Consider the following 17,423-nt stretch of genomic DNA (forward strand, 5'->3'; position numbering starts at 1 on the left):
AGTTCCCATGTCGAGCGCGGTTTCCGCACTCGGGGACGGTGCGCGATGGCGCATCGTCGAGTTGCTCGCCGAGCGGCCACGGTCGGTCGGCGAGCCGGCGGAGCTGACCGGTCTGCGGCAACCACAGACCACCAAGCATCTGCAGACACTGGCCAGGGCCGGACTGGTCACCCGACGGCCGTGCTCGGCCGCGGCAATGCCGAAGGGTTCCTGGGCTACTGGCCGACGGTCGAGGGCACGAGTTCCCCGAGGGCGGCCAGCAGGAAGGTGTCGACCGCCTCGGTGCGTTCGAGGTGCACCAGGTGGCCCGCGCCCGGAACCTTCTCCACCGCACGGAGATCGGTGACGTTGGCGCGCAGGGTGGCGAGGGGGTCGCGGCCGCTGAAGCCTTCCATGTCGGGATCGTTCTCGCCGTAGAGGAAGTAGGTCGGCACTCCCACCGTGGCGTCGGCGAAGTCCGCGGTGAGTTCCCAGTTACGGTCGAGATTGCGGTACCAGTTCAGCCCGCCGGTGAAGCCGGTGCGTTCGAAATCCGCTGCCAGAGTGTCGAATTCGCCTTCACTGAGCCAGGACCACGGCAGGGCGGGCGCCTGCGGGAGGACGTCGAGGTAGCCGAGCCCCGGCGGGTTCTTCCAGGTGTCGAGGTAGTGGTAGTCGCCGGAGAGCGAGTAGTAGACGCGCGCCAGGAAGTCGCGGGGGTTCGCGGCCAGCTCGGTATCGGCCACGCCGGGCTCCTGGAAGTAGGACAGGTGCAGGAAGTGCCGCTGCGCCGCCTTGGTCCAGAACGCCGACGGCGGGCGGGGCGGGCGCGGGGCGAACGGATTGTTCAGCACCACAAGGGCTTCCACGCGTTCAGGGGCACGCAGCGACAGTTCCCAGACGAGCTGGGCGCCGAAATCCAGACCGACGAAGACGGCCTTCTCGGCGCCGATGTCGTCGAGCAGGGCCAGCAGATCGCCGATCACGGCCTCGTTGGTGTAGGCCGCGATGTCCTCGGGCGCGTCGGTTTGCCCGTAGCCGCGCAGGTCGGGCGCGATGGCCCGGAACCCGGCCGCGGCCACCGCCGCCAACTGCCGGTGCCAGATGAACGAGGTGTGCGGGAACCCGTGACAGAAGACGACCGGGTACCCCTGCCCTTGCTCGGCGATGTGCATGCGGACGCCGCCGGTGTCGAGGAATCGATGGGTCAGTTCCACTGCCGCCTCCAAGAAATCTAGAACGTGTTCCTATTTTCACGGTAGTGTCCTGAGGTCATGAGCGGAACACCCAAAATTCTCACCGGGCGGGTCGCGGTCGTCACCGGCGCCAGCCGCGGCATCGGCAAGGGCATCGCCCTCGAGCTGGGTACGGCCGGAGCGACGGTGTATGTCACCGGGCGCACCACCACGCCCGGCAGGCTCCCCGGCACCGTGCACGACACCGCCGCCGAGATCACCGAGCTGGGCGGACACGGTGTGGCGGTGGTCTGCGATCACCGCGACGACGCCGCGGTCGAGAAGCTGTTCGCGCAGGTGCGCGACGAGCAGGGCCGTCTCGACGTGCTGGTGAACAATGTCTACAACTCCCCCGCCGCCGCCCGCTGGCTCGGCCGCAAGTTCTGGGAGGTGCCCGCGAAGGCGTGGGACGAGACCTTCGACGTGGGTGTCCGCTCGCACTATGTGGCCGGTGTGCTGGCCGCACCGCTGCTGATCGAGTCGGCGGGGCTGATCGTCAACGTGTCCTCCCCCGGCTCCCAGCGGTACATGCACAATGCCGTCTACGGCGTCGGCAAGACCGCGCTGGACCGGCTCACCGCCGATTTCGCGCACGACCTCGACGGCACCGGCGCAACCGCGGTCTCGATCTGGCCGGGCATCGTCGACACCGAACTGCTGCAACTGGTTCCGGCCGACGCGCAGGGCCGCCGCCAGGTGACCCTGCCCGGCGAGGGCACCTTCGACCTCGCCACCGCCGAGACCCCGCGCTTCCCCGGCCGCGCCGTGGTGGCGCTGGCGGCGGACCCGGATCGGCTGGCGCGCACCGGGAAAGCATGGAAGGTCGCCGATCTGGCCGAGGCCTACGGCTTCACCGATGTCGACGGTCGGGTGCCGCGCGCGGACTGAGGCGCGACCGGTTTGAACGGCTCGGCCAGTTGGGCGAGATAGGTGACCGGGTAGTCCGGTTTCGCGGCCATGCCGAGGTCGGCGGTGGTGAAGCGGCGACCGGGGTCGTAGCTGTAGGTGCGCAGCAGGTGGTCCCAGATGAGGGTGAACAGGCCGAAGTTGACATCGCCGATGCCCGCCCATTTGAGGTGGTGGAAGCGGTGGCCTTCGTTGAGGGCGAGGACGTATTTGAACGGGCCGACGTGGTAGTCGGCATTGGAGTGTTGCAGCAGCAACTGCACCGCGACGGCCAGCGACATCGCCGCCGCCACCGGGACCGGAATACCGAGGAGCAGAAGCGGAGTCACGCCGACCGCCATCTCGACTGTCTGGTGCACGGGATGCTTCATCAGCCCGTTGAGACCGTAGAACCGGGTGACGCTGTGGTGCACCGCGTGGAACCGCCACAGCACTCCGATCTTGTGGCTGGCGTAGTGGGTCAGGGTGATGCCGAAGTCGGCGAACAGGATCGCGATCAGCACCTGCACGACGAACGGCCAGTCGCCCGGCCAGATCCCGTCACCGGGAATCACCGCGGCCAGCAGGGGAATCACGCCGACGCTGACCAGGATCAGGGTTTCGTTGACGAAGGTGTGCGCGGTGTCGCGGCCGAGGTCGCCCTGGGAGGTGTTCCAGCTGTCCTGATAGGGCAGGACGCGCTCGACGACGAACGACACCGCGATCGCGAGGATCAGCAGTGCCAGCAGCCAGAACTTGGGCGCACCGGCCGCGGCCAGGACGATCCCGGTGCCGTTGACGCCGAGCAGCATGAACGGCGCGTAGCCGTAGCGGACGAGCGGGGCGAAGAAGGTGGACATGGATTCAGCCTCGCCCCGACACCGCGGCGCGGGCTTGTAGAAATCAGCTGACCTGTGGGTCAGGGCGCCAGCCGATCGCGATCAGCACCTCGGTCGGCGTCAGCCCCATCAACTCCCGGCAGGTGCGGGTGAGGTGGGCGCTGTCGGCGAATCCCACCGCGTGCGCGGCCTCGGTCAGCGACCCGCCGGACCCGACCACGCCCAGCCCCAGCTGCAACCGGGTCCAGCGCCGCCACGCCGCGTACGGCAGCCCGACCTCGGTCGCGAAGACATGGGACAGGCGGCTCGGCGAGATCCCCACGCGTGCGGCCAATTCCACGAGGGTGGGCGGTCCACCTTCGTAGCCGGTCGCGATGCGCAGGGCGTCGGCGACCGCGGGATGGGTGCTACGCACATTGCCGGCGGGCAGGTCGAGCGGATTCGCGGGTGGGCGCGGCTGGGCGGCGGCCACCCAGCTCTCGGCCCGGCCGGTGGACAGCCCGGCGAAGCGCCGCAGGGCCGCCCGGGCGGTGAGACCGTCCGGGTCCAAGTAGGCGACGAACCCGATGGTGTCCGGATCGGCCCGCACCTCGTGCCCGACACCGGGCGGAATGATCGCCATCTCGGCAACGGCCTCCCCACCCTCCGCATCCCGCAGGACGATCCGGCCGCGCGCGACGAACAGCACCTGCACCCCCGCGTGCGCATGCGCGGGTGCGTCCCCGATCCGACCGGTGAAAGCCATCAACCCTGGTCCGACCACCACACCACCGCGCCACCGCGATCGGGTGGCGTCATCGGGGAGGTGTGGTGCGGTCACGGTCAGGAACGGTACTCGAGGACGCCCGGCGCGCGTCCATCCAAGCGCGCCTGCAGTCGCGCGGTACGGCACTTCTTCGCACGCACTGCCGCGACAGTCGCGCCGATAAGCGTCTGCCCCCTCGCGTGGCAATCGGTTCACCCGACGACTCACGCCCGATAGGCGTCCGACCCCGCGCGGGACATCACGATGTTCGGGACCACGGCCCGCGCCGACAGCCGCAGCAGCGAATCGACCATCTCGACCACATCGTTCACCGCGATCATGCGGTCGGGCGGAATCCGGTCGTGGATCCAGGCGCTCATCTCGGTGTCGACATAGCCCGGCGCGATCGAGGTCGCGGTGACACCGTGGGTCGATTCCTCGGCGTTGAGCGTGGCCAGCAACGAGATCAGTGCCGCCTTGGCGGCGCCGTACACCGAGAGTCCGGCTTCGGCGTACACCCCGGCGATGGAAGCCAGGGCGATCACCTTCGCACCACGCTCGGGTTCGGCGGCGGCTCCGGCACGCAGCAGGGGCAGGGCGCCCTGGATCAGCTGCACCGGTGCGCGCACATTCACCGCGAAGGTCTTGTCGAAGCGCCGCATCGAGGACTCCGCGAACGTACCCGCGGTGCCGACGCCCGCATTGAGGACCAGCGCCGACATCGACGCGAAGCGGTCGGCGTGCGCGCCGAGCACCCGGCCGACACCGTCCTCGTCCGCCATGTCCGCGGCGACCGTGACCACCTCGGGTGCACCGGCGGCCCGCAGGTCGACCGCAACCGCGTCGAGCCGCACCGCGTCACGAGCGGTGATGGTGAGCGAATATCCCTGCTGGGCAAGTTGATTCGCGATACCAAGCCCGATGCCACGCGAGGCACCACTGATCAGCGCGGTCCTGGTTTCGGTCATGTCCGGTCTCCCTTCAGCGCGCGCAGGCCCGCCGCCATGAACTCCGGCGTCGCCTCGGCCGCGCGTTCGGCCGCGGCGCCCGCGTCGGAGCCCTGCCTGGCCCGGTGCGTGATGCCCTCGCCGATGACGCCGAGCTTGAAGTTGGCCAGCGCGAGATAGAAGCCCCAGTCACCGAGGTCGCGACCGGCGGCGGTGGCGTAGGTCTGCGCGAGTGCGTCGGCGGTCGGCATCCGGTCGCTGGTCCAGGCGGCGCGCGAGCCGAGTACGAGGTCGAAGACCGGTGACCGGTAGACGCACATGAGGGCGACATCGGTGAGCGGGTCGCCGAGGGTGGACAGTTCCCAGTCGACCACGGCACGCACCCGGCTCGGGTCGGCGGTGTCGAGAATGGTGTTGTCGATGCGGAAGTCGCCGTGCACGATCGAGGCCGACGATTCCCGCGGCACCGCCTCGAGCAGCGCCGTGTGCAGGGTCGCCACATCGGGCAGGTCGCGGGTCTTCACCCGATCCCATTGCGACGCCCACAGTTTCACCTGCCGGGCGACGAACCCGTGCGGCCGCCCGAACTCCGCCAGCCCGATCGCCGCCGGATCGACCGCGTGCAGCCGGGCGAGCACCCGCACCAGCTCGTCGGCGGTGGCGCGCACCTGGTCGTCGTCCAGGGTGGCGAGGTCGTCTTGGTCGCGGATCACGGTCCCGTCGACGAATTCGACGACGGTCATCGGCGCGCCGAGGGTCGATCCCGTCGCGTCGAAGGCGATCGTCTTCGCCACCGGCACAGTGGATTCCCACAGTGCGGCGGTGACGGTGAACTCGCGCGCCATGTCGTGTGCCGACGGGGTGAGCCCGGCGACGGGCGGGCGGCGCACCACCCAGCGCGAGACGTCATCGGCGGCCACATAGGTGAGATTCGACCGGCCGCCGCTGATCAGCTCGACCCGCAGGTCGCCACGCACCTCGACAACTTGTTCGCGCAGGAACCGTCCCAGCGCGTCGATGTCCATGCCGGGCAGACTCATTCGGCGTCCCGCTGCGCCCGCTTGGCCGCGCTCACCGCGCGCTTGGCGATGGCCCACCGGTGCACCTCGGAGGGTCCGTCGTAGATCCGGAACGGACGCACCTCCCGCGCCAGCCGCGCCAGCGGCAGATCGGCGGCGACACCGAGACCACCGCACATCTGGGTACTGCGGTCGACGATGCGGAAGATCGCCTCGGCGGCATAGGTTTTCGCGATGGAGGTGGCGTTCGCGGCCGGTTCGCCGCGATCGAGTTCCCAGCAGGCGCGGGTCAGCAGCGCGCGGGTGGCCGCGATGTCGATCTCGTTGTCGGCGATCATCTGCTGGACCATGCCCAGATCGCCGAGGCGCGAACCGAATCCGCGGCGCTGCGCCACGTGCGCCACCGCGACGTCGTGACCGCGGCGGGCGGCACCCAGCCAGCGCATCACATGGGTCATCCGGGCGGGTCCGAGCCGCACCTGGGCGTAGTCGAAGCCGCGGTCGACCTCACCGAGCACCGCCGACTCCGGGACGAGCAGGTCCTCGAAGAAGACCTCGCAGTGGCCGCCGATCATCGACTTGTCCACGGTGTCGATGTGGCGGCCGACGCGCAGGCCGGGGGTGTCGGCCGGGGCGAGGAACATCGTGGCGCCGCCGCGCTCGCCGGGTTCGCCGGAGGTGCGGGCCATGATGATGAAGAAGCCCGCCCCGTCGGCGCCGGTGATGAACCATTTGTGGCCGGTGATCCGCCAGCCGCCCTCGGCGCGCACGGCGCGGGTGGTCAGCGCGGAGGGGTCCGAGCCTGCGCCGGGGGCGGGTTCGGTCATGGCGAAGGCCGAGCGCACCTCGCCCCGGGCGAGCGGTTCGAGGAACTGCTGCTTCTGCTCCGGGTCGGCGATGTGGGCCAGCATGTGCACATTGCCCTCGTCCGGCGCGGCGATGTTGAGCGCCGTGGGACCGAACAGGGAGTAGCCCGCCTCCTCGAAGACCGGGGCGCGATCGGACATGCCGAGTCCGTGGCCGCCGTATTCGACCGGGGCGTGGGGCGCGAAGACACCGGCGTCACGGGCGGCCGCCTGCAGCTCGAGGCGCAGCTTCTCGCCACCGGCGGCGGTGATGTTCCCGTCGTGCTCGTCCTCGATCGGGAGCACCTGTTCGCGAATGAACGCGCGAGTGCGCTCGGCCAACTCCCGCACCTCGGCGGGGTGGGACAGATCGATCGCCACGGTGACACTCCTCGCTCGCGGATGCCGAACGATCGCTCGGCAATGAACTGCCTCGACAGTGGCATGACTGGACAATCCCTGTCAACAACGCCATTCCGTCAGCGCCAGACGTTCAGCTATCCTGAACATCATGGAAGCATCGGAGCAGCGACAGCTGGGGGCGCGGGTGCGGGACGCCCGGACGGCAGCGGGCCTGTCGCTGCGGGAGACGGCCCGGCGGATCGGCGTCAGCCCCGCCACGCTCAGCGCCGTGGAGAACGGCCGGACCGGAGTCTCGGTCCCCCGCCTCAAGACCCTGGCCGCCGAACTCGGCACCACAGTGCCCTGGCTGATCGGCGAGCAGGACGCCACCCGCACATCCCCGCGCCGCCCATACACGACCACCTCGCACGCCACCGAGTCCAACGCAACAACCTCCGGCGCGCCCGGTTCCCGCGAGACCGAGTCCGATCACCGGACCGACCCGTCGTCCGCGTGGCGCGAATTCCCCACGCTCGACATCGACCCCGTACTCGCCGCCGCCATCGCCTCGTTCGTCGAGACCGGCTATCACGGCGCCACCATGCGCTCCATCGCCCGGCGCGCGGGCATGAGCGTGCCCGGCGTCTACCACCACTACCGCGACAAACAGGAACTGCTGGTCCGTGCGCTCGACCTGACCATGGACGAGCTGCACCAGCGCGTGCGCGCGGCCCGCCGCGACGCCGCGACCGGCCGCGACCGGGTGATCCGCACAGTCGAAGCGCTCGCACTGTTCCACACCCACCGCCGCGAACTCGCCTTCATCGGCGCGAGCGAGATGCGCAGCCTCGAACCCTCGAACCGTCGCCGGATCACCCACTCACGCAACGAGATCCAATACCTGCTCGACGACGACATCGACATCGCCCTCACCGAGGCGCGCCTACCGACCGACCACGCCCGAGCAGCGGGCCGCGCCATCGCGACGATGTGCACCGCACTGCCGCAGTGGTTCCGGCTCGACGGGCCCGCCTCCCCCGAGCAGATCGCCACCGAATACGCCGACTTCGCCCTCGGCTTGCTCGGCCTTCGCTGACACCGCGGGCGCGGCGCCGGAACCACTCCCGGCACCGCGCCCGATACCAGCGCGTGGACTACCTACGCGACCGCGTACGGGTATTCGGGAGCGCGCCCCTGGAACGACAGGATGCGCGGATTCTGGATCCGCCCGGCGAGGATCTCGATGGCGCGACGAATCGTCTCGTCACCGTCCCACGCCTCCGGACCACCCAGCACGATCGGCAGGTACTCCAGCAGTGCTTCGGAGTTCTCCCAGGTGGCCGAGTTCCACAGATACGACGGGCTGTGGTCGACACCGTAGTAGTGCAGGTCGTCGCCGACGGTGAACATCGGGTCCGCGAACGAGGTGGGCCGTGACCATTCGAAGCCCATTCCCTCGTCGCAGGACACGTCGACGAAAAGCGTTCCGCGCGGAAACAAGTCGAGATCGTCGTTGGTGACGAAGGTCAACGGCTCCTCGGTGTCCTGGAACATGCAGTTCACGATCACGTCATAGTTGGCCAGCACCTCGGCCAGCGGTCCCGGCTCGGGGGCCTTCAACGCCAGGGTGCGGCCGGGATCGGCCGGATCGCGCTGGAAGTGCTGCATCCGGACCGAGGCGAACGGCGAGGCGACCGCCGAGACACTGCGCTGGGTCAGCACGGTCACGTCACTGATCCCGAGCGCCGAGAGCCCCCGCACCGCGCCGCGCGCGGTGGCGCCGAAACTGATCACCGCGGCGCGCATGCGTCGGCCGTAATCCCCGGTGACACCGCGTAATTGGAGCGCTTGCAGAACAGAGCAGTATCCGGCGAGCTCGTTGTTCTTGTGGAAGACGTGCACGCTGAAGGCGCCGGAGCTGGTCCAGTGGTTCATCGCCTCCCAGGCGATCAGCGTCAGCTCGCGGTCGACGGCGAGCTGGGTGATGCGCGCGTCCTGCACGCAGTGCGGCCAGCCCCACACGATCGTGCCGGGGCGCATCTGTTCGAGGTCTTCGGCCAGCGGCTTGGCCAGCAGCAGCACATCGCATTCGGCGAACAGCTCTTCGCGGGTGCGATGCCCGGCGACCAGCGGGGCGAGGATCTCGTCGGTGTAGCCGAAGCGTTCGCCGTAGCCGTGTTCGAGGAAGATCCGCCCGCGCAGTCCGGGGTCGATGCGGTCCAGATGGGCCGGATGGACGGCCAAACGGTGTTCGTTTTCCTTGCGGGAGGTCGCGACGACGCCGACGGTCAGGTCTTTCACAGTTGCTTCACCGACCCAGCCTACGCGGCTGACCGGTGCCTATCGGACCTGCTGCCCCAGCTCGCGAAACCAGGTGAGGTAGGCGGCGGTCGTGGTGCGCAGCAGGTCGGTGGGCCATTCGGTGGGCCGGAGTTCGGCGGGCAGCACCGGGTCGGTGGTGAGGTGGTCGAGTCCGGCGCAGACCGCGGCGAACTTGGCGGTGGTGTCGGGGTTGTCGATGGCGTCGAGCAGGGTGCGGGCGCGGGCGGACCACTCGTCGAGCGGCCAGAGGCGGCGGGTGAGCGCTACGGCGTCGTCGACGGGGTGGGTGCGCAATCGGTAGGTGGTGTCGTCGAGGCCGCTCGGCCAGGCACGCACGAGGTTGGCGGGGCGCATCCAGACACCCTCGCGGAGTTCGGCGAGGCGCAGCGAGAGCAGCGTGGTGCGCAGGGCGGCGCGATCGGCGGCGGGGCGGCCGGTGGCGGTGACGAGCACCTGCTCCCAGTCGCCGTTCCATGTCACAGTGTGCGGGGCGGCGAGTTCGGTGCGGCGCGCGCGCAGGCCGGGTGTGAGGGTGTAGGCACGGCGTTCGCGCAGCAGGTCACCGGCGGCGACCATCCGGGAGACCGCTACCCGGACGGTGGCCTCCGGGTAGCCGACGGCGGTGGTGGCGGCGCAGATCTCGCGCGCGGTCATGGTCGGGGAATCGGCCGCGATGAGGATGCGGATCAGCGCCGAGCGGGCCGACACGGGGCGGATGTCCGCGTCGAGGCCGGTCACAGCGGATTTCACGGGTCGAGTCTACATATTTCACTATTGCCACGCTCGTCGAATATCTGTAACGTCACCGGCACCCGCCGCTCCGGCGCCATCGACGACAAGGAGCTCGCCATGACCGCTACCCACCCGCTCGCCGGGCGCACGATGATCATGTCCGGTGGCAGCCGGGGAATCGGGTTGGCCATCGCCGTCGCCGCCGCGAAGCAGGGCGCCAATGTCGTGCTGCTGGCCAAGACCGACGTGCCCGACCCCCGCCTGCCGGGCACCATCCACACCGCGGCCGCCGAGATCGAGGCCGCGGGTGGTCAGGCATTGGCCGTGGTGGGCGACGTGCGCGACGAGGCGTCGGTGGCAGGCGCGGTCGCCAAGGCGGTGGAGCGCTTCGGCGGGATCGACTACTGCGTCAACAACGCCTCGGCCATCGCGCTCGCCCCCACCGAGGAACTGCCGATCAAGCGCTTCGACCTGATGCAGCAGATCCAGCTGCGCGGCACCTACCTGCTCTCCAGCGCCTGCCTGCCGCATCTGCGCGAGAGCGAGAACGCGCACATCCTGAGCCTGTCGCCGCCGCTGAACCTCACCCCCAAGTGGCTGGGCTCCTACCCCGCCTACATGCTCGCCAAGTACGGCATGTCGCTGCTCACGCTGGGCTGGGCCGCCGAATACGCCGAGCACGGGGTCGCCGCGAACTGCCTGTGGCCGCAGACGCTGATCGCCACCGCCGCGGTGCAGAACCTGCTCGGCGGCGACGACGCCATCGCCAAGGCGCGCACGCCCGAGATCGTGGCCGACGCGGCCGTGGCCATCCTGTCCAAGGACGCCCGCACCACCACCGGCAACACCTTCCTCGATGTCGACGTGCTCGCGGCCGAGGGCATCACCGACCTGTCCGGCTACGGCGGCGCGGGCGAACTCGAGTACGACATCTTCGTCGACCCGCCGCAGGACTGAGCCGGCCGCTGGATCAGCTCTCCGCCGCCGCGGTGATCTGATCCAGCGTCACGCCCTTGGTCTCGGGCACCCGCCGGAAGCAGAAGTACAGCGAGAACGCCGAGACCACGGCGAAGAAGAAGAACATCGTCGAGGCGCCCCACAGCTCGCCCAGCGGCGGGAACACCAGCGAGACAACGAAATTGCCCATCCAGATGAGGAAGGTGCAGATACTCATCGCGGTGGCCCGGATCGGGGCGGGGAAGATCTCCGAGAGCAGCAGCCAGGTCGGCACGCCGACGCCCACTTGGAACGAGCACACGTAGACGATCATCGACGCCAGCAGGATGTAGCCGGTGGTGGCGTTCTGGGTGAGCCGCTCGACCAGCCCCATCGCGATCAGCGCGACGACCATCACCGACAGGCCGACGAACATCAGCGGCCGCCTGCCGATGCGATCGATCAGGGTCATCCCGATGATCACCCCGACCACCGCGCCGATACCGATGCCGATCGACGAGGTGACCGCCGCGCTGTCGCCCATTCCCGCCGATTTCAAGGTCGAGGGCGCGTAATAGATGACGGTGTTGACGCCGACGAATTGCTGGATCAAGGCCAATCCGACACCGGTCCAGAACAGCGCGCGGACTTTCGGTTTACGGAGCTGGTCGCGCAATCTGGCTTTGACCGCCTCGTCGGCCGCTTCGGTGTCTTTGATATCGGTGATCGTCGGCTCGACGTGCTCGGGATAATAGGACTGTTCGAGCACCCTGCGCGCCTCGTCGTCGCGCCCTTTCTTCAGATACCACCGTGGCGAATCCGGCATGAAATACATGCCGATCACCAGGGCCGCCGCCGGAATGGCCGCCATCGCCAGCATCAGCCGCCAGTTCCCGGTCGGCGAGAGCGCGGCATTGACGATGTAGGCGAGCAACTGCCCGCTGGCGATCATCAGGCTGTTCATCGACACGAGCCGCCCGCGATAGGTGGGCGGGGCGATCTCGGAGACGTACATCGGGACCACCAGCGAGGCGGTGCCCACCGCGACACCGAGCAGCAACCGGGTGGCGATCATGGTCCCCACATCGGGCGACAGTGCCTGCGCGAGCGCGCCGAAGAAGAACAGCACGCCCGCGAACAGCAACGTCGCGCGTCTGCCCCACCGGTCGGCCATCCAGCCGCCGCTGATCGAGCCGACCGCGGCGCCGATGAGCAGCGAACTGGTGAGGATGCCGACCTGGGTCTGGCTCAGCCCGAAATCGGGCGTGAGAAAGACCAGGACGCCGGAGATGACGCCGGTGTCGTAGCCGAACAGCGCGCCGCCGAGCGCGGCGATGATGACGACGGTGAGCACGAATTTCTTGATCCTGGCCCGGATCGCCACCCGTTCGGGGGAATTGTCGTCCGGTGGCGGTTCGGGCACCGGGGAGACCAATACACGTTCGGCGTCACCCGTGGGATCGGTCATGTCCGCACCTCCGCCAGCTGGAGTAGGTCGAATACCCGCACCGAGAAACCTCGTCGACAGACCGGAATCCGCTCGACAGACATTACCGGATTTCCCGCGGCCGAAAGGCGACGAAAGAATAAAGCCGCCGCGCAGTGCGCGGCGGCTCGGAAAAGTCGATCGACTATCTGCGGTGCAACGATCGCACGGTGACCGCGCCCCAGAGCACGAGTCGCAGCGCCGCGGCCACATAGAGCAGGTAGGCGACCAGGACGAGGACCGGACCGTAGTTGCCCGCCCAGTCCCCCAGGCGCAGCAGCGCGGCGACACCGAGGCCGAGCAGGACCAGGCCGAGGATCAGCCCGGGCATCGCCAGCGGGGCGATGGACGAGTCGGTGACGCGGCGATCACGGTCGGTAACTGACAGATTGCTGTTCGGTTCGAAGTAGATGCTGCTCATAACCATGAGGTCCCTTCTGGACGACCGTCCCGACACGGCCGATGGTGATCCCAGCTGGATCTTTCGGTGGTCGTCGCGCCGAAGCGGACGATCGGGGCGTTCGTGACGGAAGGTCCGCGCCGACCTGGCCGATGATCACGAACGGTTAACGTTCAGCAATTACGAGCGTGCCAGCTGCGGTAGCCGAAAGACAGACGATGTGATCTGCATCACATCGAACACCTGTACGACACGAAAGGATAACGCGCGTTACCTTTTCGGAGAACACGCGTCGGTACTGGCAAAACCCCTGCCCAACTGGACGTTTGATCACATTGCCCACATCCGTGTCATTTATCGAACCGTTACGCCCCTGACGTGCGAAAACACGTCCGGAAGGCGATTGCGACGTCCTCGCGACCAATCCCGGTCACCGACACGAGACCGTGACGACCGCGGACCGCCCCATCGCACCGCGTACCACGGAACCGGTACGCGCCGAACCGATTTCGCGCACCGACCACGTGGAAACCGTGCCGACACGCCGGTGTTCTCCTACGATGGGCGGCGGAAACACACCAGAACAGCGGAGGGGTCGTCGACGATGAGCGACAACGCGAATGTGATCGACCAGTCGAAGCCGAGCATCGCCCGGGTCTACGACTACATGCTCGGCGGCAAGGACAACTACGAGGTGGACCGCGCCGTCGGTGACCACTTCAAGCTGAATCTGCCCGGTTCGGTGGCGATCGCGACCACCAACCGCGAGGCCCTCGTCCGCGCGGTGCGCGAGCTGGCCGCGGCCGGGCTCACCCAGTTCCTCGATTTCGGCAGCGGCCTGCCCACCGCGAACAACGTCCACCAGGTCGCGCAGAAGATCAATCCGGACTCCCGGGTGGTCTACATCGACAACGACCCGATCGTGCTCGCCCACGGCCGCGCCCTGCTGGCGACCGACGAGCGAACCACCGTCGTGCAGGCCGACGTGCGCGATTCCGCCGACATCCGGGTCAACCCCGAGGTGACCGCGCTCATCGATTTCGACCAGCCGGTCGCGGTGATCTTCAGCGCGCTGCTGCACCACCTCAACGACGACGAGGACCCGCACGGCATCGTGCGGTACTGGTCCGAGCAGATTCCCGCCGGCTCCAGCGTGTTCATCTCCCACTTCCGGTCCGGGCACAACGACGAGACCATCCAGGCCGAGAGCACACTGCAGTCGACCTTCGGCCGCGGGCGCTGGCGCACCGAGGAGGAGATCATCGCCCTGTTCGGTGACCTGCGCATCCAGGAACCCGGTGTCCTCCCGGCCGCGATCTGGAATCGGGACAAGGCCGAGGACGAAGTCGGGCTGCGCGCGGTCGACAGCAAGCTCACGGTGTGGGAAGAACTCATCGTGGCGGCGATCGCCGAGAAGCGGTAGGCAGTTCCGAGAATCGGCCGCGAAATCGGCCAAATTTCGACCCCGACATCCTGTGCGTTCGAGCGGGTGAACGCGTCACGTTCGGCTATCTTGCATCCAGTTCTTTTCGATGCTGCTGGATCGTTCGTGTCGCTTCGCCGCAATCACGTGCCGCGTGAGATCCACGCCTCGTGATTCGGTGACCCCCTCAGACGAAGGGACGCCGGTCTCATGCCCGCACCCGTTATCCTCGACGGCCGCATCGTACGGCTGGAACCCCTTGCGCCCCACCATGTTCCCGGTCTGGCCGCCGCAGCCGCAGCGTTCGGCGGCCCGGCCGGGTTCACCATCGTCCCGCACGGTGAACAGGAGGCGCGCACCTATGTCTTCCAGGCCGAGGCCGCCCAGCTCGCCGGCACCGCGCTGGCCTTCGCGATCGTCACCGCCGCCGACGACAGCGTGGTCGGCGCGACCCGTTTCACCCGGCTCGACTACTGGCAGGGGCCGCTGAGCTGGCCGTTGTCGGCCGAGCCGGTCACCGCCCTGCCCGGCGGGTCGATTCCCGACGCCGTGGAGATCGGCAACACCTGGCTCACCCCCGCGGTGCGCGGTGGCCAGGTGAACCTCGAAGCCAAGCTGCTGCTGCTCAGCCACGCCTTCGACAGTTGGGGCGTGCGCCGGGTGACCCTGCGCGCCGATGCCCGCAACCAGCGCTCCCGCGCGGCGATCGAACGGCTCGGCGCGGTGAGTGACGGTGTGCGCCGGGCACATTCGCGCGGACTCGACGGCGCGGTGCGCGACACCGCGTTCTATTCCATCCTGCACGACGAGTGGCCGGGGGTGCGGCTGCGGATCCTCGAGCAGCTGGCCGCCCGCGCGCTGCGGCGGGCGCCGTTGATCCCGGCGACCCCCGCGTCGTTGCGGGCGCTGGCCTGCCAGCTCGGTTGAGCTCACACCCGGACGGACTCGATCCGGTCGGCGATCAGCTCGGCGAGTTCATCCGGACGCTCCTCCGGCAGCCAGTGCGAGGCGCCGTCGAGCACGACGAGGCGGTAGTCGCCTGCGGCGTACTTCTCGGCGAGCTCGGCGCCGCGCCGCGACAGCGCGCCGTCGCCGGTGCTCCACACGTGGGTCACCGGCGCCGTGACCCGCGCCGTCACCGCGCGCGGTGAGCCCAGCGCCATGGCGCGGTACCAGTTCAGCGCGCCGGTGAGCGCACCGGTGTCGACGATCTCGGCGCCGACCCGGGCGATCGCGTCCTCGTGCATGCCGGTCCCGCTCAATGCCCGCTTCCGCACCGCGGGCCGGGCGATCAGGCGTTCGGGCAGGACCGGGAGCTGGAACAGCAGCATGTACCAGGACCGAAGAAGCTGATTGCTGCTGACCATCGACCGGAGGAACGCGCCGGGGTGTGGCACCGACACGCTCACCAGCGTGCGGACCAGCTCGGGCCGGGCCGCGGCCAGCGACCAGGCCACCGCGGCACCCCAGTCGTGACCGACCAGATGCACCGGCCCGCGCCCGATCTCGCCGATCAGCGCGGCGATGTCGGCGACGAGCTCGCTCGTCCGGTAGGCCAGCCTGCCGCGCGGGCGCGCACCCGGCGAGTACCCGCGCTGGTTCGGCGCGAGGGTCCGGTACCCGCGGGCGTTGAGCAGGGCGGTGAGCTCGCGCAGCGAGGTCGCGGTCTGTGGGAAGCCGTGCAGCGCGACGACCACCGGGCCGTCGATCGGACCGGTGTCGACCACGTCGAAGTCGAGTCCGTCCCGGGAGAACGAGGTCAGCCGTGTGCTCAAGGAATCCTCCGGTCGCTCGCGATCAATTGACTGATCGGTAAATTACTCTCGATTCAGGTCTGCCGTCAACGAATCACCGGCCCGTACCGCCGTGCACGACCGCCACCTCGGCACCACCGAGGTCGAAGGCACGGTGCAGGATCCGGACGGCTTCGTCCAGTTCGGTATCGCTGACCAGCACCGAGATCCTGATCTCGGAGGTGGCGATCAGGTCGAGATTGATCCCCGCCGCGGCCAGCGCCTCGCAGAAGGTCGCGGTGACGCCGGGCTGGTTGCGCATGCCCGCGCCGATCAGCGACACCTTGCCCACCCGGTCGTCGTAGCGGACATCGGCGAATCCGATGTCGGCGCGCCGCGAGCGCAGCAGCGCGACCGCGCGGGCGCCGTCGGCGGCGGGCAGGGTGAAGGTGATGTCGGTGCGCCCGGTACCGGTGTTCTGCACGACCATGTCGATGCCGATCTCGGCATCGGCCACCGCACGGAACACCTGTGCCGCGTACCCGGGCTCGTCGGGCAGGCCGACCACGGTCACCTTGGCCTCGTTACGATCGTGCGCGACGCCGGTCAGCACGGCCTGGTCGGCGGGGATGTCGGCCATCGAACCGAACACGGTGGTGCCGACGGTGTCGGTGTAGGACGAGCGCACATGCACCGGCACGTGATAGCGGCGCGCGTATTCCACACAGCGCAGCATCAGCACCTTGGAGCCGCAGGCCGCCATCTCCAGCATCTCCTCGTAGGAGATCTCGTCGAGCTTCTGCGCGTCGGCCACGATGCGCGGGTCGGCGGTGAACACGCCGTCGACATCGGTGTAGATCTCGCAGACATCGGCGCCGAGGGCCGCGGCGAGCGCGACGGCGGTGGTGTCGGAGCCGCCGCGACCGAGGGTGGTGACATCGCGGCTGTCCTGGCTGACGCCCTGGAACCCGGCGACCAGCACGATCTCCCCGTCGTCGAGTGCGCGGCGCACCCGGCCGGGATCGACCTCGATGATCTTGGCGTTGCCGTGCGCGCCGGTGGTGATCACCCCGGCCTGGGAACCGGTCAGCGACCGTGCCTCGGCGCCCAGTGCGTGAATCGCCATGGCCACCAGCGCGTTCGAGATGCGTTCGCCCGCGGTGAGCAGCATGTCCATCTCGCGTGGCGGCGGGGCGGGTGCCACCTGACCCGCCAGCTCCAGCAGTTCGTCGGTGGTGTCGCCCATGGCCGAGCACACCACCACCACGTCGTGTCCCTGCTTCTTCGTCTCCACGATCCGCTCGGCGACCCGGCGGATCCGCTCCGCGGTGGCCACCGACGAACCGCCGAATTTCTGTACAACCAGGGCCATTCCGTCGTCCTCTCCCCTGCTCGCCCACGCGTGATCCGCGCGTGACCCCTCCGAGTATCCCGGCATTTCTGGCACGACTGTTCTGTTTCGTGGTGAAAACGACTGCCGCCGAGCCGATCCGGCCGCGATACTGGCCGGAGTGGGGGCGCGGATCGCGTGGTTCCCGGTTTCGGTGGCTCTCGG

At 69.0% G+C, this 17,423-nt stretch carries 17 protein-coding genes and 1 pseudogene; 6 read left to right on the plus strand and 12 right to left on the minus strand.

The window, feature by feature from the left end; translation table 11 throughout:
- Window positions 1-7: 7 nt before the first annotated feature.
- Window positions 8-169 (plus strand): annotated as a pseudogene (locus ACFVVM_RS12240) (ArsR/SmtB family transcription factor); the annotation flags it as partial.
- A 46-nt stretch (window positions 170-215) separates the two neighbouring features.
- Here ACFVVM_RS12240 and ACFVVM_RS12245 read toward each other — a convergent pair.
- Entirely contained in the window at window positions 216-1,196 is a 981-nt protein-coding gene (locus ACFVVM_RS12245) for an alpha/beta fold hydrolase (protein WP_387616558.1), read from the minus strand.
- 57 nt (window positions 1,197-1,253) lie between these two features.
- On the opposite strand from ACFVVM_RS12245, the gene ACFVVM_RS12250 reads away from it, so the two are divergent.
- Complete coding sequence (locus ACFVVM_RS12250) at window positions 1,254-2,102, plus strand: SDR family NAD(P)-dependent oxidoreductase (protein ID WP_387616560.1); 849 nt, start codon at window positions 1,254-1,256, stop codon at window positions 2,100-2,102.
- On the opposite strand, the gene ACFVVM_RS12255 is transcribed toward ACFVVM_RS12250, so the two are convergent.
- From ACFVVM_RS12255 to ACFVVM_RS12275, 5 genes are all read right to left on the minus strand, one after another.
- Window positions 2,057-2,959, minus strand: a complete 903-nt coding sequence (locus ACFVVM_RS12255) for a sterol desaturase family protein (RefSeq protein ID WP_387616562.1) — start codon at window positions 2,957-2,959, stop codon at window positions 2,057-2,059. The genes ACFVVM_RS12250 and ACFVVM_RS12255 overlap by 46 nt on opposite strands.
- A gap of 43 nt (window positions 2,960-3,002) precedes the next feature.
- Window positions 3,003-3,758, minus strand: coding sequence for an AraC family transcriptional regulator (locus ACFVVM_RS12260; protein WP_387616564.1), 756 nt, complete (start codon window positions 3,756-3,758; stop codon window positions 3,003-3,005).
- Between the two features lie 149 nt (window positions 3,759-3,907).
- Entirely contained in the window at window positions 3,908-4,651 is a 744-nt protein-coding gene (locus ACFVVM_RS12265) for an SDR family NAD(P)-dependent oxidoreductase (RefSeq protein ID WP_387616566.1), read from the minus strand.
- Entirely contained in the window at window positions 4,648-5,670 is a 1,023-nt protein-coding gene (locus ACFVVM_RS12270) for a phosphotransferase family protein (protein ID WP_387616568.1), read from the minus strand. Before ACFVVM_RS12270 ends, ACFVVM_RS12265 begins: the two co-directional genes overlap by 4 nt.
- On the minus strand, window positions 5,667-6,875 hold the full coding sequence (locus ACFVVM_RS12275; RefSeq protein ID WP_387616570.1) for an acyl-CoA dehydrogenase family protein: 1,209 nt from the start codon (window positions 6,873-6,875) through the stop codon (window positions 5,667-5,669). The genes ACFVVM_RS12270 and ACFVVM_RS12275 overlap by 4 nt, the downstream gene beginning before the upstream one ends.
- 130 nt (window positions 6,876-7,005) lie before the next feature.
- Here ACFVVM_RS12275 and ACFVVM_RS12280 point away from each other — a divergent pair, with 130 nt between their 5' ends.
- A complete protein-coding gene (locus ACFVVM_RS12280; protein ID WP_387616572.1) occupies window positions 7,006-7,932 on the plus strand; it encodes a TetR family transcriptional regulator in 927 nt (308 codons plus the stop codon).
- A gap of 62 nt (window positions 7,933-7,994) precedes the next feature.
- Here ACFVVM_RS12280 and ACFVVM_RS12285 read toward each other — a convergent pair whose 3' ends face one another.
- Together ACFVVM_RS12285 and ACFVVM_RS12290 are read right to left on the minus strand one after the other, a co-directional pair.
- Window positions 7,995-9,137, minus strand: a complete 1,143-nt coding sequence (locus ACFVVM_RS12285; RefSeq protein WP_387616574.1) for a N(5)-(carboxyethyl)ornithine synthase — start codon at window positions 9,135-9,137, stop codon at window positions 7,995-7,997.
- Window positions 9,138-9,176: 39 nt separating this feature from the next.
- Complete coding sequence (locus ACFVVM_RS12290) at window positions 9,177-9,908, minus strand: PaaX domain-containing protein, C- domain protein (RefSeq protein WP_387616576.1); 732 nt, start codon at window positions 9,906-9,908, stop codon at window positions 9,177-9,179.
- 99 nt (window positions 9,909-10,007) lie between these two features.
- Between ACFVVM_RS12290 and ACFVVM_RS12295 the strand changes: the two genes are divergently transcribed.
- Window positions 10,008-10,847, plus strand: coding sequence for an SDR family oxidoreductase (locus ACFVVM_RS12295; protein WP_387616578.1), 840 nt, complete (start codon window positions 10,008-10,010; stop codon window positions 10,845-10,847).
- A 13-nt stretch (window positions 10,848-10,860) separates the two neighbouring features.
- On the opposite strand, the gene ACFVVM_RS12300 is transcribed toward ACFVVM_RS12295, so the two are convergent.
- Complete coding sequence (locus tag ACFVVM_RS12300) at window positions 10,861-12,294, minus strand: sugar porter family MFS transporter (protein WP_387616580.1); 1,434 nt, start codon at window positions 12,292-12,294, stop codon at window positions 10,861-10,863.
- Window positions 12,295-12,457: 163 nt separating this feature from the next.
- Window positions 12,458-12,733, minus strand: a complete 276-nt coding sequence (locus ACFVVM_RS12305; RefSeq protein WP_387616582.1) for a hypothetical protein — start codon at window positions 12,731-12,733, stop codon at window positions 12,458-12,460.
- A gap of 583 nt (window positions 12,734-13,316) precedes the next feature.
- On the opposite strand from ACFVVM_RS12305, the gene ACFVVM_RS12310 reads away from it, so the two are divergent.
- A complete protein-coding gene (locus ACFVVM_RS12310; RefSeq protein ID WP_387616584.1) occupies window positions 13,317-14,135 on the plus strand; it encodes an SAM-dependent methyltransferase in 819 nt (272 codons plus the stop codon).
- Window positions 14,136-14,345: 210 nt separating this feature from the next.
- Entirely contained in the window at window positions 14,346-15,062 is a 717-nt protein-coding gene (locus tag ACFVVM_RS12315) for a GNAT family N-acetyltransferase (protein WP_387616586.1), read from the plus strand.
- Between the two features lie 2 nt (window positions 15,063-15,064).
- Here the strand turns inward: ACFVVM_RS12315 and ACFVVM_RS12320 are convergent, their stop codons facing one another.
- Window positions 15,065-15,910 carry an alpha/beta fold hydrolase gene (locus ACFVVM_RS12320; protein WP_387616588.1) on the minus strand — a complete coding sequence of 282 codons (846 nt, stop codon included), beginning with the start codon at window positions 15,908-15,910 and terminating at the stop codon, window positions 15,065-15,067.
- 73 nt (window positions 15,911-15,983) lie between these two features.
- Entirely contained in the window at window positions 15,984-17,240 is a 1,257-nt protein-coding gene (locus ACFVVM_RS12325) for an aspartate kinase (protein WP_387616590.1), read from the minus strand.
- Window positions 17,241-17,423: the final 183 nt, after the last annotated feature.

Origin of the sequence: Nocardia sp. NPDC058176 (genome assembly GCF_042883805.1) — a bacterium.
Classification (GTDB): domain Bacteria; phylum Actinomycetota; class Actinomycetes; order Mycobacteriales; family Mycobacteriaceae; genus Nocardia.

Excerpts from the sequence above, each read along its gene's own strand:
- ACFVVM_RS12250 (WP_387616560.1), top strand. The coding sequence starts at position 1,254 with ATGAGCGGAACACCCAAAATTCTCACCGGGCGGGTCGCGGTCGTCACC.
- ACFVVM_RS12255 (WP_387616562.1), bottom strand. The coding sequence starts at position 2,959 with ATGTCCACCTTCTTCGCCCCGCTCGTCCGCTACGGCTACGCGCCGTTC.
- ACFVVM_RS12265 (WP_387616566.1), bottom strand. The coding sequence starts at position 4,651 with ATGACCGAAACCAGGACCGCGCTGATCAGTGGTGCCTCGCGTGGCATC.
- ACFVVM_RS12270 (WP_387616568.1), bottom strand. The coding sequence starts at position 5,670 with ATGAGTCTGCCCGGCATGGACATCGACGCGCTGGGACGGTTCCTGCGC.
- ACFVVM_RS12280 (WP_387616572.1), top strand. The coding sequence starts at position 7,006 with ATGGAAGCATCGGAGCAGCGACAGCTGGGGGCGCGGGTGCGGGACGCC.
- ACFVVM_RS12295 (WP_387616578.1), top strand. The coding sequence starts at position 10,008 with ATGACCGCTACCCACCCGCTCGCCGGGCGCACGATGATCATGTCCGGT.
- ACFVVM_RS12300 (WP_387616580.1), bottom strand. The coding sequence starts at position 12,294 with ATGACCGATCCCACGGGTGACGCCGAACGTGTATTGGTCTCCCCGGTG.
- ACFVVM_RS12305 (WP_387616582.1), bottom strand. The coding sequence starts at position 12,733 with ATGAGCAGCATCTACTTCGAACCGAACAGCAATCTGTCAGTTACCGAC.
- ACFVVM_RS12310 (WP_387616584.1), top strand. The coding sequence starts at position 13,317 with ATGAGCGACAACGCGAATGTGATCGACCAGTCGAAGCCGAGCATCGCC.
- ACFVVM_RS12315 (WP_387616586.1), top strand. The coding sequence starts at position 14,346 with ATGCCCGCACCCGTTATCCTCGACGGCCGCATCGTACGGCTGGAACCC.
- ACFVVM_RS12325 (WP_387616590.1), bottom strand. The coding sequence starts at position 17,240 with ATGGCCCTGGTTGTACAGAAATTCGGCGGTTCGTCGGTGGCCACCGCG.